This window comes from Devosia riboflavina (genome assembly GCF_000743575.1).
In the GTDB taxonomy this organism is placed as follows: domain Bacteria; phylum Pseudomonadota; class Alphaproteobacteria; order Rhizobiales; family Devosiaceae; genus Devosia; species Devosia riboflavina.
Map to the genome: position 1 here is coordinate 1 of NZ_JQGC01000014.1, position 18,369 is coordinate 18,369.

Consider the following 18,369-nt stretch of genomic DNA (forward strand, 5'->3'; position numbering starts at 1 on the left):
TGCGTCTGCACCTGCTGACCTACAACACCACACCGAGAAAGTGCCTTGACTGGAAAACCCCGGCCGAGGCCTTCTACAACCAACTGTTGCACTTCGAACGAGAATCCACCTTCCCGCTTTCGCGGGAATGACACCGAGTTTGGCTGAGATATTGCGCCAACCCACCGGCCTGTCATCCCCGCGAAAGCGGGGACCTCTGTTTCACCAATGGGCCGCAAGCTCCGGATAGAGGTCAGTCCATTCTGGATTGCCCTGTTCAATCAATTCGATCTTCCACGCGCGCCGCCATTTCTTGAGCCGCTTCTCGCGCAGGATGGCCTCGTCGATATCCTCAAAGACTTCGAAATAGACGAGGCTGTGAATGTGGTAGCGACTCGTCTGCCCGCGCACCAGTTCTTCGCGGTGCGTATAAACGCGTCCAACGAGGTCGTTCGTCACACCGATGTAGAGCGCGCCATATTTTCGACTGGCGAGGATATAGACAAAGTAAGTCTTCCCCATTGCGACATCCAAACAGAGGTTCCCGCTTTCGCGGGAATGACACCGAGTCTGCGTGAACTATTGCGCCAAGCCACCAGCGTGTCATCTCCCCCAAGCGGAAATCTTCAGTTTCCGTCCACGGTGTCATCCCCGCGGAAGCGGGGACCTCTGTTTACGTTCGCGCCCCCGCATTCCGCATCCGGATCATCGAAAACACCAGGCTCGACGCCTTCACCCCATCATGCAGCGCCCACAGCGACGGCAGCACTTTTAGCGTCACGCCCTCGGCCGCAATCGCCCCCGGCAGATCGTCCAAAACCTCGACATCAAGCGGTTCTATGGCGCCATAGGACACCCAATATCCCGCGCCTTCATCCTTGAGCACAAAGCCATCACTGGGCATTGCATAGCGGTGCAGTTTTCCGCCCGCGAGCCGCTCCAGCCAATCTTCCTCGATGGCAATCACCACCCGGCTATCGCCCAAAAACCGCTCGACATCCTCTGCCGAACTCTCGTGCCCGGCGCGAAAACACACGCGCGGGCAATCGCGCGGCAGGAGGTAATTGGCGATGCGCTGGTCCGAAATCGCCCAGACCACCGGCTCCTCGGTATAGGCCGAGGGCCTCGGTTCGAACCGGGCAATCGCCGGATCATCGCTGAGGTGAAAGAGTTTCACCGCACGGCCAGCTTGGTCTTCTGTTGTCCAGCCGCGTCAAAATTATCGGGGCTCAGCCAGCGCTCATATTCCTCGCGCAAAGCCGGCCATTCGCCGTCCACAATCGAGAACCACGCCGTATCGCGGCTCTCGCCCTTGATGATCATGTCCTGCCGGAACACGCCCTCAAATTGAAACCCGAAGCGCGTCGCCGCCGCCTTGGACGGCTCATTGCGATCATTACATTTCCACTCAAAACGCCGATAGCCCAAGTCATCGAAGGCATGGCGCGCAAAGAGGTAAAGCGCCTCGGTCGCCATTTGCGTCCGCGCCATCGGCAAGCCCCAATAGACACCGCCGATTTCGATGGAACCATGCTCGGGGCGAATACGCATCCAGCCCTGCTGGCCCAGCGCCTTGCCGCTCGCCTTGTCGACGATCGCCACATAGGCGGGGTCCGTCCCGGCATTGGCCTCGTCGATGCGCGCTTCCATATCCGCAACGCTCGTTGGCGCATGGCTGAAGAGCCAGCGATACCGCTCCGCCCCACCATCCATGGTCGACACCGCAAAAAGGTCCGCCGCATGGTGCTGGTCCAGCGGTTCAAGCCTGACATAGCGACCTTCGAGCACGATCCTTTGCGGCGCAGACTTTGCCGGTTTGACGCTCATCGATAAAAGTCCTTCCAGATGGCATCGAGGCCAGCGCGGTAATTGGGATAAAGCAGTTCCACGCCGAGCGCCGTCTTAATAGCCTTGTTCGACACCCGCTTGTTGTCGCGATAAAAACTGCGCGCCATGGGCGTCATCTCGGCGGTCTCGAAATCGACTTCCGCCGGCGGCTCCACGCCCATCTTTTCGGCGGCGTAGGTGATGAGATCCTGCGGCGGGCAAGGTTCGTCATCGGCAAGATTAAAACTGCCGGCCAGCCGCCGTTCCGCCGCCAGCATGGTCACACGGGCAATGTCTTCGACATGGATGCGGTTGAACACCTGCCCCGGTTTTACTACGCGCCGCGCCGTCCCATCGGCGAGCTTGTCAAAACTCGACCGCCCCGGCCCATAGATGCCAGCCAGCCGCAAAATGCAGAGCGGCACACCGCGCGCCTTGGCGTAGTCGATCCACTCTTCCTCGGCACTGGCGCGCACACCCGAGCGCAGATTGCGTGGGCTCAGCGGCGCCGTCTCGTCGATCCAGGCACCGCCGAAATCCCCGTAGACCCCAACCGTGGAATAATAGCAGAGCCATTGCAGATCGGGCATGGCGTCGAGTTCGGCGCGATGGTGGCGCAACACCACATCGCCCGCCTCATCGGGCGCAATCGAGACCACCACATGCGTGCTCTCCCGCAGCGCCGCAGCCACATCCGGCCCCGGCGCGGTCCCATCGAAGGTGACCGCCGAAATGCCCTTTTGCGTTAACGTATTCGCCTTGTCGGTGGTCCTCACCGTTCCCAGTGTGTCAACGAACTCGCCACTCTTTTGCATGAGTTGCGCACTCGCCTGCGACGAGTAGCCAAGGCCGAAAAAGAACGCGCGCATAAAGTTATCCCCGGCCTAAAAATCCAGGTCGGCATAGCCCTTGCTCGGCGGCATGGCAACGACGCGATCGTTGAGCAGGGTCCTGAAGGCCGGGCGCGATTTCAGCCGCGAATACCAGTCGCGCGTCTCGGCGGCCTTGGACCAATCGATATCGCCCATATAGTCGAGAGTGGACAGATGCGCGGCGAGGGCAAAATCGGCCAGCGTCATCTCGTCGCCGGCCAGCCATTTCCGGCTCGCGAGCAGCCAGTTGAAGTAAAGCATATGCTCGGCAAGGTTGGCCTTGGCCGCCCGCAGGACCGAGGGTTCGGGCGTCGCGCCCTTGAGATCGCGCTTGGCGATCTTTTCCTCGACGAGATAGCGCGTCACTTCGTCGTTGAGCTTTACCAGCATCCATTCGACCAGCCGCCACATTTCGGCGCGGTCAAGCGGATGGGTTGGCACCAGCCCGCCCACGGTCTCGAGCGTATAAATATCCTCCACCACATGGATCGATGCCAGAATGCCGATGACAGGCACATCCTCGTCGGTCACCAAAATGGGGAGCGTCGCGGCGGGATTGAGATCAAGCAGGTGTGGCTCACGCAGCCAGGGCTTTATCTCCTCCACATCCAGCGGCACGCCATATTCGGCGCACATCAGCCGGATAAGCCGCGAAGCAGGATCGAGAGGGTGGTGCACGAGTGTCGGCATGAAGGGGACCCGGTTGACGCGAGGCTGGTCTGCTGATCCCTCGCTTGGCGCGATTGGCGAACACCGCTAAGAGGGGGGCAAATTGGCCCAAGAGACGAGTTAGGAGATCAGATGAACGCCGATCAAGGTCTTTTTGTGCCCCTTATTCTGGGAATTCTGGAAGGCCTTACCGAATTCCTACCCGTCAGCTCCACCGGACACCTTTTGTTAGCAGGTCATTTCTTCGGCCTGACCCAGCCGGCAACCTTCGTCGTACTCATCCAGCTCGGCGCCATTCTGGCCATCGTCACCGTCTATTTCGCCAAATTGGGCCTGCTCATTCGTGATGCGCTGACCGGCAAGCGCTACGCCTGGCAGTTCGCCCTCTCGGTCTTTCTCGCCTGTTTCCCGGCTGTTATTGCCGGGGTGCTGCTGCGCGATTTCATCCAGGGGGATCTGTGGGAATCGGCGGCCCTGATCTGCTGGACCCTCCTCATCGGCGGTTTTGTCCTGCTCATCGTCGATCGGCTGAAACTCGAGCCAAAGTACGACGATATCTACACTTTTCCCTGGCACCTCGCCCTGATCATCGGCCTTTTCCAGATGCTGTCGCTGGTTCCCGGCGTTTCGCGCTCGGGTTCGACCGTGGTCGGCGGCATGCTCTTCGGTGCCAGTAAGCGCGCCGCTGCCGAGTTCACCTTCTTTGTCGCCCTGCCCATCATGGTCGGCGCCTTCGGCTATGATCTCTACAAGAGCCGCGACCTGATCGACGCCTCCATTGCCCTCAATGTCGCCGTCGGTTTTGCCGCCGCCTTCGTCGTCGGCGCGCTGGTCGTGCGGTACCTTCTCAACTTCGTCTCGCGCTACGGCTTTGCCCCCTTCGCCTGGTGGCGCATCGCCGTCGGTATTTTTGGCCTCATCGGGATTTATTTCTTCGGGCGCTGAGATCAGGCCGGCAGCAGCCTCCATTCGTCCGTCGACGACCAAAGATGGATCAGGTCACGCCGAGGACATCGCAAAACAAAAAGCCCTCCCGATCGGGAGGGCTTTTTGTTTCGCCGGCTGATCGTTCAGCGCGTTGCGGGATCGACACCCTTGTAGGTGGCGGGAATCGAGAAATAGGAGCGGGGAATTTCGACGCCCTGTTCCACATCGTAGAGCGAAAACGTCAGTTCCGCACCACTGGGTTCAACCAGGCTCCATTGCGCCAGATCCTTGGTCTCGACATCGAAAATCAACGACACCTGCACCGTGCCGGCCACCGTCTCGTCGATGATGGTAATGGCCATATAGCCATCCGAGGTCGTGATATCGATCACATTGGCATTGAGCAGGTTGATCTGGTCGCCCAAAAATTGGCGCAGCGGGATCGTGTCCTGCGGATAGGCGTAATAGGTCTCTTCCTGGCGATTGAGCACATAGAAACCGCGGCCGACCGAGACGATTTCTTCGCGGCTCGGCGGATTGTAGCGAAAACGCACCTTGTCGGGACGCTCGAGAAAGAACGTGCCTTCCGTGCGTCCGCCATTGGTATCGATCTGCAGGAAGCGCCCCACCATGGTGCGGATCGCCGAATTATGCGTGTTGATCTCGGTGATGAGTTGCTGCTCTTCCGGGGTCAGCGTCCGGCCTTGACCGAGGGCCGGCACGATCGGAGCGAGGGCGGCGGCAACACCAAGAAGGAGAGCATGGCGGCGAATCATCGGCGGGATATCCTCGCTGGGTTTTTAGTCTGGTAAACTAACCTAGGAAGCAATTGCGGCAAGAGGTGGAAAGTTCCACCGGCCGGAAGGGAACGACAATGCGCAAATTGGTGATGTGCTTAACGCTGCTGCTTGCCACGACACTGCCGGCCCTCGCGGCCCTGCCGCCGCAATATCAGCGCCGCGCCGAACTGACCGCCGTCCTCAATGTCGCCACCGAGATTTTAGGCATCGGCCATGTCATCGACGCCATCGAACGCACCGGACCCGACGTCTATGCAGTGCGGTCCGGTACCTGCACGCTCACCGTCCGCATCGTCGATACGCCGAAAAAGCGCGAGCCCGGCTGGGCCGGCCCGCGCGAATTTTCCGCCGTGCCCGATCCCCTCACCTGCTGAGCGATGTCACTCGCCCATTTCGCCCCGCTCCTTCTTGCCGCGCGCCACTTCGGTGGCCAGCGCCTCGAGCTTGTGCGGCCAGAAGACGCGAAACCGTTCGAGCCAATCGTCAATGCCGCGCAGCGGCGTCGTGTCGAGTTCATAGATGCGCCGCGTGCCCTCGGGCCGGACGCTCGCAAAACCATTGTCGCGCAGCACTTTCAAATGTTGGCTGATGCCGGCCTGCGAGATGCCGAACTCCGCGGCAATCACCTCCACGACCTCGCCCGAGGAGCGCTCGCCCTCGGCCAGCAGTTCGAGAATACGGCGGCGCACCGGGTCGCCGAGGACGTCGAAAGCGTGCATTTATTCCGCCGGTTCGCCCGAATAGAATTTTCGCGTGGCTTCCGCGGTCGCCAGCGCATGCTCGCGCGGTTCGCCCGCTACGATATCGGCCCGGCCCCAGTCGTCACTGGCGGTGCGGATGAAGGATTTGGCCTCGTCCGAGCCAAACCAGCCGGCAACCGTCTCCGCCGGCACATCGGCTTCGGGCTCGGCAAGATGGCGCGAGAGGCCCATGAAACCGAGATCCCAACCGACGCCAACGGCACCCGGTCCATATTGATCCCAATGCGGGCTGAGATGGGCGATATGCTGCAATTCGAGCCGCGTCCCCGCGCCATCCGGGATCAGCGTGACAATGACCCAGCTCACTGCCGGCCCAAACTCCCAGGTCAGCGCGATCTTCTTGTCCGGCACACATTCTGTGATCGTGCCGCCGGCATTGTTTTCGACCTGGTAGCGGCCGCCCAGCGCCAGATCGCCCGTCACCGGAGCAAACCAGCGTTTTATGCGTTCCGCCCGCGTCAGCGCGTCCCAGAGGTCGGCCGGCGTCGTATCATAGACCCGGCTCGCCACCACGGCCTTGGCCGGTTGCCCCTCCCAGTCGAGATTGTCGACCCGGCGCACCATCAAGGCGAGGTGGTCTGCAAGAGAGAAAGCCATGTCCGTCTCCTCGTATTTCAGTTTTGTCTTATATAAGTGAAAACTGAAATAGAGTCCACGGGTTCCAGACCAAGGCAGCAAAACAAAAAGCCCCGGCATAAGACCGAGGCTTTTCAACCGCTTAGCTGCTCATCCTAGTAGCCGTCGGCATTGTTCCCGACCAAAATTTCGCGCTTGCCGGCATGGTTGGCCGGGCTGATGACGCCCTCGCGTTCCATGCGCTCGATCAGCGTCGCGGCCTTGTTGTAGCCAATGGCGAGGCGGCGCTGGACATAGGAGGTGGAGGCCTTCTTGTCCGTAAGAACGACATGCACGGCCTTGTCATAGAGCTCGTCGCCCGAGCCGGCATAGTCGTCGCCACCGCCGGAGCCGCCAGCATCCATGCCGCCTTCGTCTTCGTCGGCGGTGACGGAATCGAGATAATCCGGCGCGCCCTGGCTCTTCAAATGGTTCACCACCGCCTCGACTTCGGCGTCGGACACGAAGGCGCCATGGAGACGCTTGGTGCGGCCGCCCGAGGCCATGTAGAGCATGTCGCCATTGCCCAGGAGCTGTTCGGCACCCTGCTCGCCGAGAATGGTGCGCGAGTCGATCTTCGACGTCACCATGAACGAGATTCGGGTCGGGAAATTGGCCTTGATCGTACCGGTGATGACGTCGACCGACGGGCGCTGCGTGGCGGTGACGATATGGATGCCGGCGGCACGGGCCATCTGGGCAAGACGCTGGATGGCGCCTTCGATATCCTTGCCGGCCACCATCATCAGGTCGGCCATTTCGTCAACGATGACAACGATATAGGGCAAGGGTTCGAGATCGAATTCTTCCGATTCATAGATCGCCTCGCCGGTTTCGCGGTCAAAACCGGTCTGCACCGTGCGGGTAATGGTCCGGCCCTCCTTGGCCGCTTCCGAGACGCGCTGGTTGAAACCGTCGATGTTTCTGACACCGATCTTGCTCATCTTGCGATAGCGGTCTTCCATTTCGCGCACGGCCCATTTGAGGGCCACCACGGCCTTCTGTGGATCGGTCACGACCGGCGTCAGCAGATGCGGAATGCCGTCATAAATCGACAATTCCAGCATTTTCGGGTCGATCATGATCATGCGGCACTGCTCGGGCGTCATCTGGTAGAGCAGCGAGAGAATGAAGGTATTGATACCCACCGACTTGCCCGAGCCGGTGGTACCGGCGATCAGCAAATGCGGCATGCGCGCCAGATCAGCAATGATCGGCTCGCCGCCAATGGTCTTGCCCAGGCAGATCGGCAGCTTGCCCTTCATCTTCTCGAAATCGGACGAGGCCAGCATTTCGCGGAAATAGACGGTTTCGCGCGTCTGGTTGGGCAGTTCGATACCAATGGCATTGCGGCCCGGCACCACGGCGACGCGGGCGGAAATGGCCGACATGGAACGGGCAATATCGTCGGCCAGCGAAATGACCCTGGACGACTTGATGCCCGGTGCCGGCTCGAGTTCGAACAAGGTGACGACCGGACCGGGGCGGACATTGATGATGTCGCCCTTGACGCCGAAGTCACCAAGCACTTCTTCGAGGCGGCGGGCCATCTCTTCGAGCCGTTCCGGCGAATGCTCCGCCGACGGACCCGAGCGCTTGGGCTCGGCAAGCAGGCTCAGCGCCGGCAGCTCAAAGCCCATGGGCTCGTCGAGGAGGCTCGGCTGGGCCTCGCGGAACTGGCGCTGGCCCTGGGCCGGGCGGGGGGCGGGCGCGGCAACGCGCGGCGCCGAATGGTCGACGGGCTGGAAGCGCGAATCGCCGCGCTGGGTGTGGTTGACCACGGCCGGATGCTGGGCAATCGGCATGTCCGGTTCGAAGGGGATGGAATCATCCTCCGCCTCATCGGGATAGTCGATTTCGGTCTCGTCATAGGACGGGCCGGCATTGATGCGGGCCGACACGACGGGGGCCGCTTCGAAGGCCGGCTCGACCGGCGCATGAATGCGGCGCTGGGTGACGGCGAGCGTCGGCTCCTGTTGGGCCGGAGCACGCGGGGAAACGGAAACGTCGAGGTCCGGCTCCTGGCCATGCTCGCGCCATTCTTCCTCTTCCTCGTGACGGGCCGCCTGGGCGGCACGGGCACGGCGCCAGGCAGTGCGAAGGGAATAGCCCATATGCACCACAGCGCCGAGGGCCACTTCCACCAGCGGATTGGCTTCGCGCTCGTCCTCTTCCTCCGCCTGCGCTGCCTTGCGAGAACCCTTGGCCGGCATGGCGGGGACGGAGGTGCCGAGGCCCATGGCGATCCAGAGCAGGGCAAAGGCGGGCACGGCGATGATGACGGCAAAAAGCGCGCCGGTGATCGGCTGCGGGTCGGCACCGGCAATCATGGCGGCAAGATTGGTGAACAGCATGCCCGCGAGACCACCGAGCCCGGTCGGCAGCGGCCAGCTTTCCGGCGTCGGCAGGAAGGCGAAGACACCGGTCGAGAGCACAATCGCGCCGAACCAGGAGAGCGTGCGCAGCACGACATGGGTCAAGCGACGCTTGCGCAACAGAGCCCAGCTCCAGAGCGCCAGGGGCACGATGGCGACAATGCCGCCAAGCCCGAGGAACTGGAAGACGAGATCGGCAATGACCGCGCCGGGATAACCCAGCCAGTTTTGCGCAATCTTGCTCGTCGCATAGGAGAGCGAGGGATCATCGACCGACCACGAACTCAGCGACAGCAGCAGGATCGCGACAATGCCGAACAGCACCATGCCGGCCACGCGCAGGGGAATGCGAATGGCGATGACCGGGGCCGGTTTCGGCATTGAGGCCGCCGTCTTCTGGCGGGCAGCGCCGCGTGGTGGCACGGGGCGGACATCGTCGAGCGTCGGAACGGGATGGCTGGGCATGGCACGCATTACTTTTTGGGGCCACGACCCATTCGCGGGCCCCGCATCGCCTGCATGCTAGAGCGATGTGGTTAATCGCACGCTAACCACTCCGAACTGGGCTGAAAGCAAAATCGCCCCAATGGGGCGATTTTAGGTGAGGAGGCCATGAGAGCTAGGCTCGAATGGCGCGCGGAAGCGAAAGTTTTCTGTTTCGGTCTCCGAACTTTCCCGGGGAGTGCGGCCCACCATTGCGCGTGGGAAGCCTCTGTGGCGGGCCAAGAGGAAGCAGGCCGCACACCGCGAGAAAGTCTTTTGCAAAAGAGGTGGCGCCGAAGCGCCACCTGCAAGGTTCTTAGCCGTTATAGGCGCGTTCGCCGTGGCTCGAGAGATCGAGGCCGTCGCTTTCGCCGGCTTCGCTGACGCGGGCACCACCAAAGATCGCCTTGACGATGAGCATGGCAATAAGAGCCACGACGCCGGACCAGACGACGGCGATGACGACACCAGTGAGCTGGACCATGAACTGGCCGCCGATCGAATAGGCAGCAGCATCGCCGAGCGGATAGCCGCCGAGGCCGGGGGCCGCGACGATGGCGGTGCCGAGGGCGCCGATGATGCCGCCCACGCCGTGGATGCCGAAGACGTCGAGCGAGTCGTCATACTTGAGCAGCGGCTTGAGGGTAACGACGGCCCAGAGACAGACGACGCCGGCAATGGCGCCGAGCACGATGGCGCCACCGACACCGGCAAAGCCGGCAGCCGGGGTGATGGCGACGAGACCGGCAACAGCGCCCGAAACGGCACCCAGAGCCGAAGCATGGCCACGGGTGATCTTTTCGCCGAGCGCCCAGGCCAGCGCACCGGCAGCAGGCGCGAGAACCGTGTTGATCAGGGCAACGGCGGTCAGGGCATTGGCTTCGAGGTTCGAACCGGCATTGAAGCCGAACCAGCCGAACCAGAGGAGACCGGCACCGATATAGGTGAGGACGAGGTTATGCGGCGGGATCGGTTCCTTCATGAAGCCGATGCGCGGCCCAAGGACGATGGCAGCGACGAGAGCGGCCACACCGGAATTGATGTGAACCACGGTGCCGCCGGCAAAGTCATAGGCGCCCATGCCGAACAGCAGGCCCGGACCCGACCAGACCATGTGAGCCATGGGGATATAAGAGAAGGTGAACCAGATGGCGAGGAAGGCCATCAGCGCGCCGAACTTCATGCGCTCGGCAATACCGCCGATGATGAGGGTCGAGGTGATGCAGGCGAAGGTGAGCTGGAAGGTCACGAAGACCAGTTCGGGCAGTTCGAAACCGGCCGAGAAGGTCGCCGCACGCGAATCGAGCGTCACGCCATTGAGGAAGAATTTCGAGAGGTCGCCGACGAAAGCGGAGAGACCACCTTCGGTCGGGCCGGCAAAGGCCAGCGAATAGCCATAGGCCACCCAGAGAATGGCGATCATCGAGAAGCCGAGGAACACCTGGGTCAGCACCGACAGGATATTCTTGGCGCGCACGAGGCCGCCATAGAAGAGCGCGAGGCCCGGAATGGTCATGACGATAACGACCATGGTCGAAACCAGCATCCAGGCGACGTCGCCCTTGTCGACCACGGCAGCGGCTTCTTCGACGACTGGCGCGGCAGCGTCCTGGGCAAAGGCTGGCAGGGCCAGCAAGAGGGAGGCCAGAGCGGCGCCTCCAAGTACCTTATCCATCTTCATCTTGTTTTCTCCCCGAAGACGCTTAGAGGGCGGACGCGCCGGTTTCACCGGTGCGGATGCGGGTAACGGCCAAGAGATCGAGCACGAAGATCTTGCCGTCGCCGATGCGGCCGGTCTGGGCCGAGTCACGAATGGCATTGCTCACATTGTCGGCCAGGCTGTCGTCGACAGCGATTTCCAGCTTCAGCTTGGGCAGGAAATGCACGGCATATTCCGTGCCGCGGTAAATCTCGGAATGGCCCTTTTGGCGCCCATAGCCCTTCACCTCGGTAACGGTCATGCCGTGAACGTCGAGCGAGTTGAGCGCCTGCCGAACCTCTTCCAGCCGGGACGGCTTGATGATGGCAACCACCAGTTTCATATGACCCCCTTTGGCGCCTTAGAGCGCGTGTTGGAACTGCACTTTGGAATTCAAGTGCCGTGCCAAACCAAACGGCAGGGATTTTTGCTATTTTTACAATGGCTTAACCGGGACACAGAAAATACCGACTCGGAATTGGGCAATTTGGCGCCGCTTTTTTGTGCGGATGAATTCGCGTTTGCCTGTTTTTTGGACAGCCCGATTCCTGCCGCGGCATAGGGCGCACTTGCACCGCGCCGCCGGGCGCCCGACAATGAGACCAGAGGCAAGGAGACGGCGATGAGCGCAGCGGCAGAAGACCATTTCGACGTGGCGATCGTGGGTGGCGGCCCGGTGGGCATGACCCTGGCGCTGGCGCTGGTCCAGTCGATGCGCGGTATTCGCGTGGCTCTGATCGACCGCCGACCGCTCTCGGTTCCCAAGGACAATCGCGCCTCGGCCATTGCTGCCGGCGTGCGCCGCGTCTTCGACGCCCTCGGGGTCTGGGGGGAGATGGAAACGCAGTCCCAGCCGATCACGGCCATGCGCATCACCGATTCGGGCAGCGGCGACATTGCGCGGCCGCTCTTTCTCCAGTTCGAAGGCGAAGTCGCGCCGGGCGAGGCCTTTGCCCATATGGTGCCGAATACGGCGAGCCAGGCGGCCCTGCTCGGGGCCATGGGCGATGCCGTAACCGTCATCGCCCCAGCCGAAATCGCCGACTGGTCGGAAGGCCGGGTGACCCTGGCCGACGGGCGCACCATCATCTCGCCACTGATCGTCGCCGCCGATGGCGCACAATCGGCCCTGCGCCAGCGCGCTGGTATCGCCACCACCGGCCACGATTACCGCCAGACCGGGCTCGTTGCGACCATCACCCATGAGCTGCCGCATGACGGGGTGGCCTACGAGCATTTTCGTCCCTCGGGCCCCTTTGCGAGCCTTCCCCTCAAGGGCGACCGATCCTCGCTGGTCTGGACCGAAACCAGCGAGAACGCAAAAACCTTCCTCGCCATGGATAGCGACCAGTTGGCGCGCGAAATCGAGGCCGTTATGGGCTCGAGCCTCGGCGCCGTCACGCTCGAAGACAAATTGATGGGCTTTCCCTTGCGCCTTCAGATCGCCCGCGACTTTGTCGGGCCGCGACTGGCCCTCATCGGCGACGCGGCCCATGTGGTGCACCCGATTGCCGGGCAGGGCCTTAATCTGGGGTTGAAGGATGTCGCGGCTCTGGCGGAGGTCATTGTCGACGCCATCCGCCTCGGGCTCGATCACGGCAGCGAAGACGTGCTTGCCCGCTATCAAGCCTGGCGCCGGCTCGATACGGCCAGCATGGTCATGGTGACTGATGGCATGAACCGGCTCTTTTCCAATGACGTCGCCCCGGTCCGCGCCATCCGCGATTTCGGCCTCGGCCTGGTCGACCGCGCCGGTCCACTGAAGGACGCCATGATCCGGGCGGCGTCCGGCGTCTCGCAGAACGGACCTAAACTTTTGAGTGGCCTGCCGATCTAGTGCGGCTGGCGCGACAGCGCCTGCAGCTCTTCCGGCTCGACATTGCGCGCCTCTTCAAGGCTGAGGAGCGGCACGCCTTTGACGATCGGAAACGCGAGCCGCGCGGCGATGGAAATCAGTTCCTTGTGGTCCGACGACAGGGTCAGCCGCGTCTTGGTCAGCGGACAGACCAGCATTTCCAGCACCTGCCGATCGATGACATGGCGGGGATCGACCGGGTCTTCTGCCATCAGTTGAGCGGCACGGCGCCCTTGCCGCCCCCAGCCATTTCATATTCGGTCATGGCGATCAGGGTTTCCGCCCGGTCGTTGAGCGTCTGGGCTTCGAGCAATACCTGCTTTTCCGCCGGCCCATAGGGCGAGACCATGGCGCAGAAATTGACGAGATCGGCCGTGCCGGTGCGCTCGATCTCTTCCCAGTTGAGCTCGATGCTGGCGAATTCGGCATAGTCGCGCATCATTTTCACAAAGCGCGCTCGGTCCACTTCGTCTTCCCCGTCATTGCGCGCGAAATCGGCGGCAAAGGCCTCGGCCGAAATTTTTGCGAGCCGATAGGGCGTGCCGCGTTCGATCTCTTCCCTGAGCGAGAACCGCGTCACCCCTTCGAGGATGATGAAATAGCGGCCATCGCCGCTTTCCTCGAAATGGGTAATCCGCCCCAGGCAGCCGATCCTGTGTAGCGGCACCTGGCCCATTGGGCTTTCTTCGCTCGTGTCCTCGGGCTGGATCAGCCCGATCAAGCGGTCGGTCGAAAGGGCAAAATCCACCATCTCGATATAGCGCGGCTCGAAAATATTGAGCGGGCGATGGGAATAGGGCAGCAACAGCGCCCCGGTCAGCGGAAAGATCGGGACCACGTCCGGCACTTGCTGAGGGCTCGCGGGGCGCTGCGGCATATTTTTGGACCTAGGAGAAAAGGGCAGCAGAGAGCAGGCGACGACCTCTAAGGGTCGCCGGATCCTTGGCGCCCCAGGCGTCGAAGAATTCGAGCAGCTTTTTGCGTGCGCCGTCTTCGTTCCAGGTGCGGTCGCGCTTGAAGATAGCGACCAGGGCTTCGGCCGCCTCGACGCGCTTGCCTTCGGCATTGAGCACGACCGCCAGATCAAAGCGAGCCTGGTGATCATTGGGATCGGCAGCAATAGCCGCTTCAAGTGCGGCCGATTCGGAGAGACCAGCGGCTTCATCCTGCAGGCGAATCGTATTGGCGACAGCCATATAGGCGTCACCCTTGCGCTTGTCCTCGGGCACCATATCGAGCGTGGCGCGAGCCTGTTCCACTTCACCGGCTTCGAGATAGACGCGGGCAAGCCCGATCAGCGCCAGTTCGTTTTCGGGGGAATGCTGCAGCACCATGCCAAAAATCTGCGCCGCCTGACCAAGGTCGCCGGCGCCAAAAGCCTCTTCGGCGACCTTCAAGGCATCGGCAATCTGCGCCTCGATCGAATCGGCCGGCGGCGCGCCCGGAGGGGCGGCGGCGATGACGCGTTCGGCAAATTTCCGAACTTCACCTTCCGGCATGGCGCCCATGAAACCGTCCACCGGCCGGCCACCGGCAAAGGCGAAAACGGCCGGAATCGATTGCACGCCCAATTGCCCGGCAACGCCCGGATGGTCGTCGATATTGATCTTCACCAGCCTGATCTTGCCGGCCTTCTCGTTGACCACCTTTTCAAGCGCCGGGGTCAACTGGCGGCAGGGGCCACACCAGGGCGCCCAGAAATCGACGAGAACCGGAACCTCGCGCGAGGCTTCGAGCACGTCGGCGCGGAAGCCGGCATCGGTGGATTCGCTGATATAGGCCTGGCTGGCCGGGGCAGCGCCATTGGTGGAAATCGACATAAAGAGCTCTCGCGAAAGGCATTGAGGGAGCAGTCGCGGGCCTTTTTGCGCCCGCGCCACAGCGGTTGCAAGTCCTAGTTCCCACAGGCTTTCAACAAGATGACATGAAAGCGAAGAAGAAGGGTTGCAATCGGTCTGATGATTAGGCATATAGCGCCTCGTCGACGCGCTTCAAGGCGCTGCGACACGGATGCGGGTGTAGCTCAGGGGTAGAGCATAACCTTGCCAAGGTTAGGGTCGAGGGTTCGAATCCCTTCGCCCGCTCCAATTCTCTCAGGTTGGCAAGCCGGGAGAGAAACAAAGGGTCCTTCGGGACCCTTTTTGTTTTTCCGGCATCATTTCCCGTCCCATTGCCGAAGGCGGCGACTCGCGATCTAGCTGGCGCCCCTGCCTTGAGACACGAGACTTCCATGACCGACCTTACGAGTTTCCCCATCGCCCAGCGCTGGCCCTCTGCCCATCCCGATCGCCTGCAGCTTTATTCCTGGCCCACGCCCAATGGGGTGAAGGTCTCCATCATGCTCGAAGAAACAGGCCTGCCCTATGAGGCGCATGCCATCCAGATCGGCAAGAACGAGACCTGGACGCCCGAATTCCTCTCGCTCAATCCAAACGGCAAGATTCCGGCTGTTATCGATCCCAATGGCCCCGGCGGCAAGCCGCTGGCGCTCTTCGAATCGGGCGCGATTCTGCTCTACCTCGCCGAAAAGACCGGAAAATTCCTCCCATTCGATCCGGCGCTGCGCTACGAAACCATCCAGTGGGTGTTTTTCCAGATGGCCGCCATCGGCCCGATGTTCGGCCAGGTCGGCTTTTTCTATAAATTCGCCGGCAAAGAGTTTGAGGACAAGCGGCCGCTCGAGCGTTACCGCGCCGAATCGCGCCGGCTGCTCGAAGTGCTGGACACGCGCCTTGAGGGTCGCGACTGGATCATGGACGATTATTCCATCGCCGATATCGCGACCTTGGGCTGGGTCCGCAATCTTATCGGCTTTTATGGCGCCCGCGACATCGTCGAATTCGACACGCTCAAGCGCGTTCCCGCATGGCTCGAACGCGGCCTTGCCCGCCCCGCCGTGCAGCGCGGCCTGACGATCCCCGCCGCCAGCTAATTTTTTCCGCCGGCGGCGGCAGGAGGTTTTCGACTAACCCTTTGCCGCCGCCTCAAGCGCCGAAATATCGAATTTCACCTGCTTGAGCATGGCTTCCGTAACGCGCTTCGATACGGCCGGATCGGGGTCCATCATCAGTTCGCCAAGGCGTTTCGGGGTGATCTGCCAGCTCAACCCCCAACGATCGCGCAACCAGCCGCATTGCTCCGTCGAGCCGCCTTCTTTCAGCGCATCCCAGAGCCGGTCGATCTCGGCCTGGGTGTCGCATTCAACCAGAATCGAAAAGCTATGGTTGAACGGGTCGAGCGGACCGGCATTGATCGCCATATAGCGCTGGTCGCCGATGGTGAAGGCAGCCATGCCGACACTGCCGGCCGGACCGCTGGGATTGTCCGCCGGAATGGCCGAGACCCATTCGATCTTCGAACCCGGAATCAGCGACGTATAAAACTTGATCGCCGCGTCCATATCCCTCTCGAACCAGAGATGCTGGGTGACCTTCATCTGTTCCTCCTGTTGAACCGTCTGCCTTCAAGACGATTCAACGCGAAAAACTTCGACATGGTCCCAAGATTATGTGGCACGCGCCGGGGCTAGTGAACCTGAACCGACCCGAGCTGGAAAAACACCGTCAGCAGCGGCGCCAGCATCTTGGGGTCATATTCATGGCTCTGGCCGGCCAGCGTCATGCGCTCGACATTGTGGAGGGCCGAGGCCACCCATTCGGCGCCTGCCGCCATGAAGGGAAAGCTCTTGTCGCCATCGAGAACCAGCACGGGCATGATGGCGTTCTGCCAGCGTTCCGGCGGTCCGTCGCTTCCCCGCGCGTCCGCGAGAATGCGGTAGTCGTGTTCGAGGGTCAGGCCGACCGCAGCAGAAGCCGGCCAGGCGGGGCTCTGCTTGAACCCATCCAGCTCCGCGCCTGACATGCCGACGCCGAGCAGAAAGTCGCTCATCATCTCGGCGGCGCGTCCCTGCGCGGCCTGGACGGCCATCTGCATATGCTCATAGCGGTAGGCATCACCCGAACGGTCGGGATCGATCGGCGGCTCATAAAGCGCCAGGGCCTTGATCTTTCTGGGCATGGCTGCTGCGGCCTCAAGCGCCAGCACGGCACCCGAGGACATGCCGAAGACAAAGGCTTCGCCGCCGACCACATCGAGTAGGGCGCCAATGTCCTCCACCTCGCGCGCCACCGCATAGGGCCATTTATCCCTCGATTCCCCGCGGCCGCGCCGGTCGTAATTGATCACCGTAAAATGCTGCGCCAGAAGCGCGATCAATATCGGGGTCACCTGGTCCACCGCCCGATATTGCGTCGCGCCGGCCACGAGGATCACCGCCGGGCCCGATCCGGTCACGTCATAGCCGATGGTGACGCCATCCTTGGAGGTAACCTGCGGCACGAGAGAATCCCCTTTTTGCCGACACTATGCACGAGGGCTGGAGGCGCCAAAACGGAAATCCCCGCTTGCGCGGGGATCACACGGTATTTCTCGAATGGCTGCAGTTTCTAGCGGATGGCAATGCCTTCAGCGTTGAACACATGCGCCTTGGCCGGATCGATATAGGCCGGAACGGTCGAACCGAGCTCCACGTGACGCTGGCCTTCGAGCACCACGGTCAGGGCCTGGCCGTCGGTGGCGGTTGCGTAAAGCACCGTCTGGCCGCCGAGATTTTCGACGAGATCGACGCGCAGGTCCGCGAATTTTGCACCAGAACCTTCGACAATGGTGATGTGCTCGGGACGCACGCCCAGCGTCGCCGTGCCGACGGCCGAACGGCCGAGCGGCAGCGAACTACTGGCGGTTTTCACCGTTTCGCCCTCGCCGGTCGCAGTGAGAAAATTCATCTTCGGCGAGCCGATGAAACCGGCAACGAAGAGATTGCGCGGATTGTTATAGAGTTCGAGCGGGGCACCGGCCTGCTCGATGACGCCGGCGCGCAGCACCACGATCTTGTCGGCCATGGTCATGGCTTCCACCTGATCGTGGGTCACGTAGATCATGGTATTCCCAAGATCATTGTGCAGCTTGGCGATTTCCACGCGCATGGCGACGCGCAACTCGGCATCGAGGTTCGACAGCGGCTCGTCGAAAAGGAAAATCTTCGGTTCGCGCACGATGGCACGGCCGATGGCGACGCGCTGGCGCTGGCCGCCCGAAAGCTGCTTCGGCTTGCGCTTCAACAGAGGCTCGATCTTGAGAATTTCGGCGGCGCGCTGCACGCGCTTTTCGATCTCGTCCCTGGGCATCTTTGCCGTTTCGAGGCCGAAAGCGAGGTTCTGGTAGACGCTCATATGCGGATAAAGCGCATAAGATTGAAACACCATGGCGATGCCGCGCTTGGCCGCCGGCACGTCGTTCATGCGCTGACCATCGATGATCAGGTCGCCGCCGGTGATCGGCTCGAGTCCCGCAATCATGCGCAGCAAAGTGGACTTGCCGCAGCCCGAGGGGCCGACGAAGACGGTGAACTCGCCGGGATCGATATTGAGGTCGACGCCATGGATCACGGCCACGTCGCCATAGGATTTCTGGATCTGGCGCAGTTGAATGCTGGTTGCCATGGGTCT

At 61.9% G+C, this 18,369-nt stretch carries 21 protein-coding genes, 1 tRNA gene and 1 pseudogene; 6 read left to right on the plus strand and 17 right to left on the minus strand.

Features of this window, described 5'->3' with window-relative positions:
• Nucleotides 1-131, plus strand: a pseudogene (locus JP75_RS27370) (IS30 family transposase); the annotation flags it as partial.
• Nucleotides 132-201: 70 nt separating this feature from the next.
• Here the strand turns inward: JP75_RS27370 and JP75_RS14745 are convergent.
• From JP75_RS14745 to JP75_RS14765, 5 genes are all read right to left on the minus strand, one after another.
• The gene (locus JP75_RS14745) at nt 202-501 is read right to left on the minus strand and encodes a GIY-YIG nuclease family protein (protein WP_035084515.1); all 300 of its coding nucleotides are present in this window, start codon (nt 499-501) and stop codon (nt 202-204) included.
• A 151-nt stretch (nt 502-652) separates the two neighbouring features.
• On the minus strand, nt 653-1,156 hold the full coding sequence (locus JP75_RS14750) for a DUF6886 family protein (RefSeq protein WP_035084338.1): 504 nt from the start codon (nt 1,154-1,156) through the stop codon (nt 653-655).
• Nucleotides 1,153-1,806 carry a GNAT family N-acetyltransferase gene (locus JP75_RS14755; protein ID WP_035084342.1) on the minus strand — a complete coding sequence of 218 codons (654 nt, stop codon included), beginning with the start codon at nt 1,804-1,806 and terminating at the stop codon, nt 1,153-1,155. The genes JP75_RS14750 and JP75_RS14755 overlap by 4 nt, the downstream gene beginning before the upstream one ends.
• A complete protein-coding gene (locus JP75_RS14760; RefSeq protein ID WP_035084344.1) occupies nt 1,803-2,675 on the minus strand; it encodes an SDR family oxidoreductase in 873 nt (290 codons plus the stop codon). Before JP75_RS14760 ends, JP75_RS14755 begins: the two co-directional genes overlap by 4 nt.
• A 15-nt stretch (nt 2,676-2,690) precedes the next feature.
• Nucleotides 2,691-3,368, minus strand: a complete 678-nt coding sequence (locus JP75_RS14765) for a glutathione S-transferase family protein (protein ID WP_035084347.1) — start codon at nt 3,366-3,368, stop codon at nt 2,691-2,693.
• Between the two features lie 111 nt (nt 3,369-3,479).
• On the opposite strand from JP75_RS14765, the gene JP75_RS14770 reads away from it, so the two are divergent.
• Nucleotides 3,480-4,292: an undecaprenyl-diphosphate phosphatase gene (locus tag JP75_RS14770; RefSeq protein ID WP_035084350.1), complete on the plus strand. Its 813-nt coding sequence runs from the start codon at nt 3,480-3,482 to the stop codon at nt 4,290-4,292.
• 125 nt (nt 4,293-4,417) lie between these two features.
• Here the strand turns inward: JP75_RS14770 and JP75_RS14775 are convergent, their stop codons facing one another.
• A complete protein-coding gene (locus tag JP75_RS14775; RefSeq protein ID WP_035084353.1) occupies nt 4,418-5,050 on the minus strand; it encodes a LolA family protein in 633 nt (210 codons plus the stop codon).
• Nucleotides 5,051-5,148: 98 nt separating this feature from the next.
• Here JP75_RS14775 and JP75_RS14780 point away from each other — a divergent pair, with 98 nt between their 5' ends.
• Entirely contained in the window at nt 5,149-5,448 is a 300-nt protein-coding gene (locus JP75_RS14780; RefSeq protein ID WP_051960739.1) for a hypothetical protein, read from the plus strand.
• Nucleotides 5,449-5,454: 6 nt separating this feature from the next.
• Here JP75_RS14780 and JP75_RS14785 read toward each other — a convergent pair whose 3' ends face one another.
• The 5 genes from JP75_RS14785 to JP75_RS14805 form a co-directional block, all read right to left on the minus strand.
• Nucleotides 5,455-5,793 carry an ArsR/SmtB family transcription factor gene (locus tag JP75_RS14785; protein ID WP_035084357.1) on the minus strand — a complete coding sequence of 113 codons (339 nt, stop codon included), beginning with the start codon at nt 5,791-5,793 and terminating at the stop codon, nt 5,455-5,457.
• On the minus strand, nt 5,794-6,432 hold the full coding sequence (locus JP75_RS14790) for an SRPBCC family protein (protein ID WP_051960740.1): 639 nt from the start codon (nt 6,430-6,432) through the stop codon (nt 5,794-5,796).
• 134 nt (nt 6,433-6,566) lie between these two features.
• On the minus strand, nt 6,567-9,290 hold the full coding sequence (locus JP75_RS14795) for a DNA translocase FtsK (RefSeq protein WP_425277286.1): 2,724 nt from the start codon (nt 9,288-9,290) through the stop codon (nt 6,567-6,569).
• Between the two features lie 334 nt (nt 9,291-9,624).
• Nucleotides 9,625-10,989: an ammonium transporter gene (locus JP75_RS14800; RefSeq protein ID WP_035084360.1), complete on the minus strand. Its 1,365-nt coding sequence runs from the start codon at nt 10,987-10,989 to the stop codon at nt 9,625-9,627.
• Nucleotides 10,990-11,011: 22 nt separating this feature from the next.
• Nucleotides 11,012-11,350, minus strand: coding sequence for a P-II family nitrogen regulator (locus tag JP75_RS14805; RefSeq protein WP_035084363.1), 339 nt, complete (start codon nt 11,348-11,350; stop codon nt 11,012-11,014).
• Between the two features lie 279 nt (nt 11,351-11,629).
• Here JP75_RS14805 and JP75_RS14815 point away from each other — a divergent pair, with 279 nt between their 5' ends.
• Complete coding sequence (locus JP75_RS14815) at nt 11,630-12,844, plus strand: FAD-dependent monooxygenase (RefSeq protein WP_035084367.1); 1,215 nt, start codon at nt 11,630-11,632, stop codon at nt 12,842-12,844.
• On the opposite strand, the gene JP75_RS14820 is transcribed toward JP75_RS14815, so the two are convergent.
• Genes JP75_RS14820 through JP75_RS14830 form a run of 3 tightly spaced genes read right to left on the minus strand, consistent with a single transcriptional unit; the run spans nt 12,841 to nt 14,682 of the window.
• The gene (locus tag JP75_RS14820; RefSeq protein ID WP_035084369.1) at nt 12,841-13,074 is read right to left on the minus strand and encodes a Trm112 family protein; all 234 of its coding nucleotides are present in this window, start codon (nt 13,072-13,074) and stop codon (nt 12,841-12,843) included. The genes JP75_RS14815 and JP75_RS14820 overlap by 4 nt on opposite strands.
• Nucleotides 13,074-13,709 carry an LON peptidase substrate-binding domain-containing protein gene (locus JP75_RS14825; RefSeq protein WP_341872285.1) on the minus strand — a complete coding sequence of 212 codons (636 nt, stop codon included), beginning with the start codon at nt 13,707-13,709 and terminating at the stop codon, nt 13,074-13,076. The genes JP75_RS14820 and JP75_RS14825 overlap by 1 nt, the downstream gene beginning before the upstream one ends.
• Nucleotides 13,710-13,749: 40 nt before the next feature.
• Nucleotides 13,750-14,682 carry a thioredoxin family protein gene (locus tag JP75_RS14830; RefSeq protein WP_035084373.1) on the minus strand — a complete coding sequence of 311 codons (933 nt, stop codon included), beginning with the start codon at nt 14,680-14,682 and terminating at the stop codon, nt 13,750-13,752.
• 192 nt (nt 14,683-14,874) lie between these two features.
• On the opposite strand from JP75_RS14830, the gene JP75_RS14835 reads away from it, so the two are divergent.
• A tRNA-Gly gene (locus JP75_RS14835) sits at nt 14,875-14,949 on the plus strand.
• Nucleotides 14,950-15,092: 143 nt separating this feature from the next.
• Nucleotides 15,093-15,794: a glutathione S-transferase N-terminal domain-containing protein gene (locus tag JP75_RS14840; protein ID WP_035084376.1), complete on the plus strand. Its 702-nt coding sequence runs from the start codon at nt 15,093-15,095 to the stop codon at nt 15,792-15,794.
• A 33-nt stretch (nt 15,795-15,827) separates the two neighbouring features.
• Here the strand turns inward: JP75_RS14840 and JP75_RS14845 are convergent, their stop codons facing one another.
• The 3 genes from JP75_RS14845 to JP75_RS14855 form a co-directional block, all read right to left on the minus strand.
• Nucleotides 15,828-16,298: a VOC family protein gene (locus JP75_RS14845; protein ID WP_035084379.1), complete on the minus strand. Its 471-nt coding sequence runs from the start codon at nt 16,296-16,298 to the stop codon at nt 15,828-15,830.
• Nucleotides 16,299-16,387: 89 nt separating this feature from the next.
• Nucleotides 16,388-17,200, minus strand: a complete 813-nt coding sequence (locus JP75_RS14850) for an alpha/beta fold hydrolase (protein ID WP_035084382.1) — start codon at nt 17,198-17,200, stop codon at nt 16,388-16,390.
• A gap of 107 nt (nt 17,201-17,307) precedes the next feature.
• Entirely contained in the window at nt 17,308-18,363 is a 1,056-nt protein-coding gene (locus JP75_RS14855; protein WP_035084385.1) for an ABC transporter ATP-binding protein, read from the minus strand.
• Between the last annotated feature and the right edge of the window lie 6 nt (nt 18,364-18,369).

Coding starts and splice junctions, on each gene's coding strand:
- JP75_RS14765 (WP_035084347.1), bottom strand. CDS start 3,368: ATGCCGACACTCGTGCACCACCCTCTCGATCCTGCTTCGCGGCTTATC.
- JP75_RS14820 (WP_035084369.1), bottom strand. CDS start 13,074: ATGGCAGAAGACCCGGTCGATCCCCGCCATGTCATCGATCGGCAGGTG.
- JP75_RS14770 (WP_035084350.1), top strand. CDS start 3,480: ATGAACGCCGATCAAGGTCTTTTTGTGCCCCTTATTCTGGGAATTCTG.
- JP75_RS14800 (WP_035084360.1), bottom strand. CDS start 10,989: ATGAAGATGGATAAGGTACTTGGAGGCGCCGCTCTGGCCTCCCTCTTG.
- JP75_RS14780 (WP_051960739.1), top strand. CDS start 5,149: ATGCGCAAATTGGTGATGTGCTTAACGCTGCTGCTTGCCACGACACTG.
- JP75_RS14845 (WP_035084379.1), bottom strand. CDS start 16,298: ATGAAGGTCACCCAGCATCTCTGGTTCGAGAGGGATATGGACGCGGCG.
- JP75_RS14805 (WP_035084363.1), bottom strand. CDS start 11,350: ATGAAACTGGTGGTTGCCATCATCAAGCCGTCCCGGCTGGAAGAGGTT.
- JP75_RS14795 (WP_425277286.1), bottom strand. CDS start 9,290: ATGCCCAGCCATCCCGTTCCGACGCTCGACGATGTCCGCCCCGTGCCA.
- JP75_RS14785 (WP_035084357.1), bottom strand. CDS start 5,793: ATGCACGCTTTCGACGTCCTCGGCGACCCGGTGCGCCGCCGTATTCTC.
- JP75_RS14830 (WP_035084373.1), bottom strand. CDS start 14,682: ATGTCGATTTCCACCAATGGCGCTGCCCCGGCCAGCCAGGCCTATATC.
- JP75_RS14745 (WP_035084515.1), bottom strand. CDS start 501: ATGGGGAAGACTTACTTTGTCTATATCCTCGCCAGTCGAAAATATGGC.
- JP75_RS14790 (WP_051960740.1), bottom strand. CDS start 6,432: ATGGCTTTCTCTCTTGCAGACCACCTCGCCTTGATGGTGCGCCGGGTC.
- JP75_RS14775 (WP_035084353.1), bottom strand. CDS start 5,050: ATGATTCGCCGCCATGCTCTCCTTCTTGGTGTTGCCGCCGCCCTCGCT.
- JP75_RS14855 (WP_035084385.1), bottom strand. CDS start 18,363: ATGGCAACCAGCATTCAACTGCGCCAGATCCAGAAATCCTATGGCGAC.
- JP75_RS14840 (WP_035084376.1), top strand. CDS start 15,093: ATGACCGACCTTACGAGTTTCCCCATCGCCCAGCGCTGGCCCTCTGCC.
- JP75_RS14815 (WP_035084367.1), top strand. CDS start 11,630: ATGAGCGCAGCGGCAGAAGACCATTTCGACGTGGCGATCGTGGGTGGC.
- JP75_RS14755 (WP_035084342.1), bottom strand. CDS start 1,806: ATGAGCGTCAAACCGGCAAAGTCTGCGCCGCAAAGGATCGTGCTCGAA.
- JP75_RS14760 (WP_035084344.1), bottom strand. CDS start 2,675: ATGCGCGCGTTCTTTTTCGGCCTTGGCTACTCGTCGCAGGCGAGTGCG.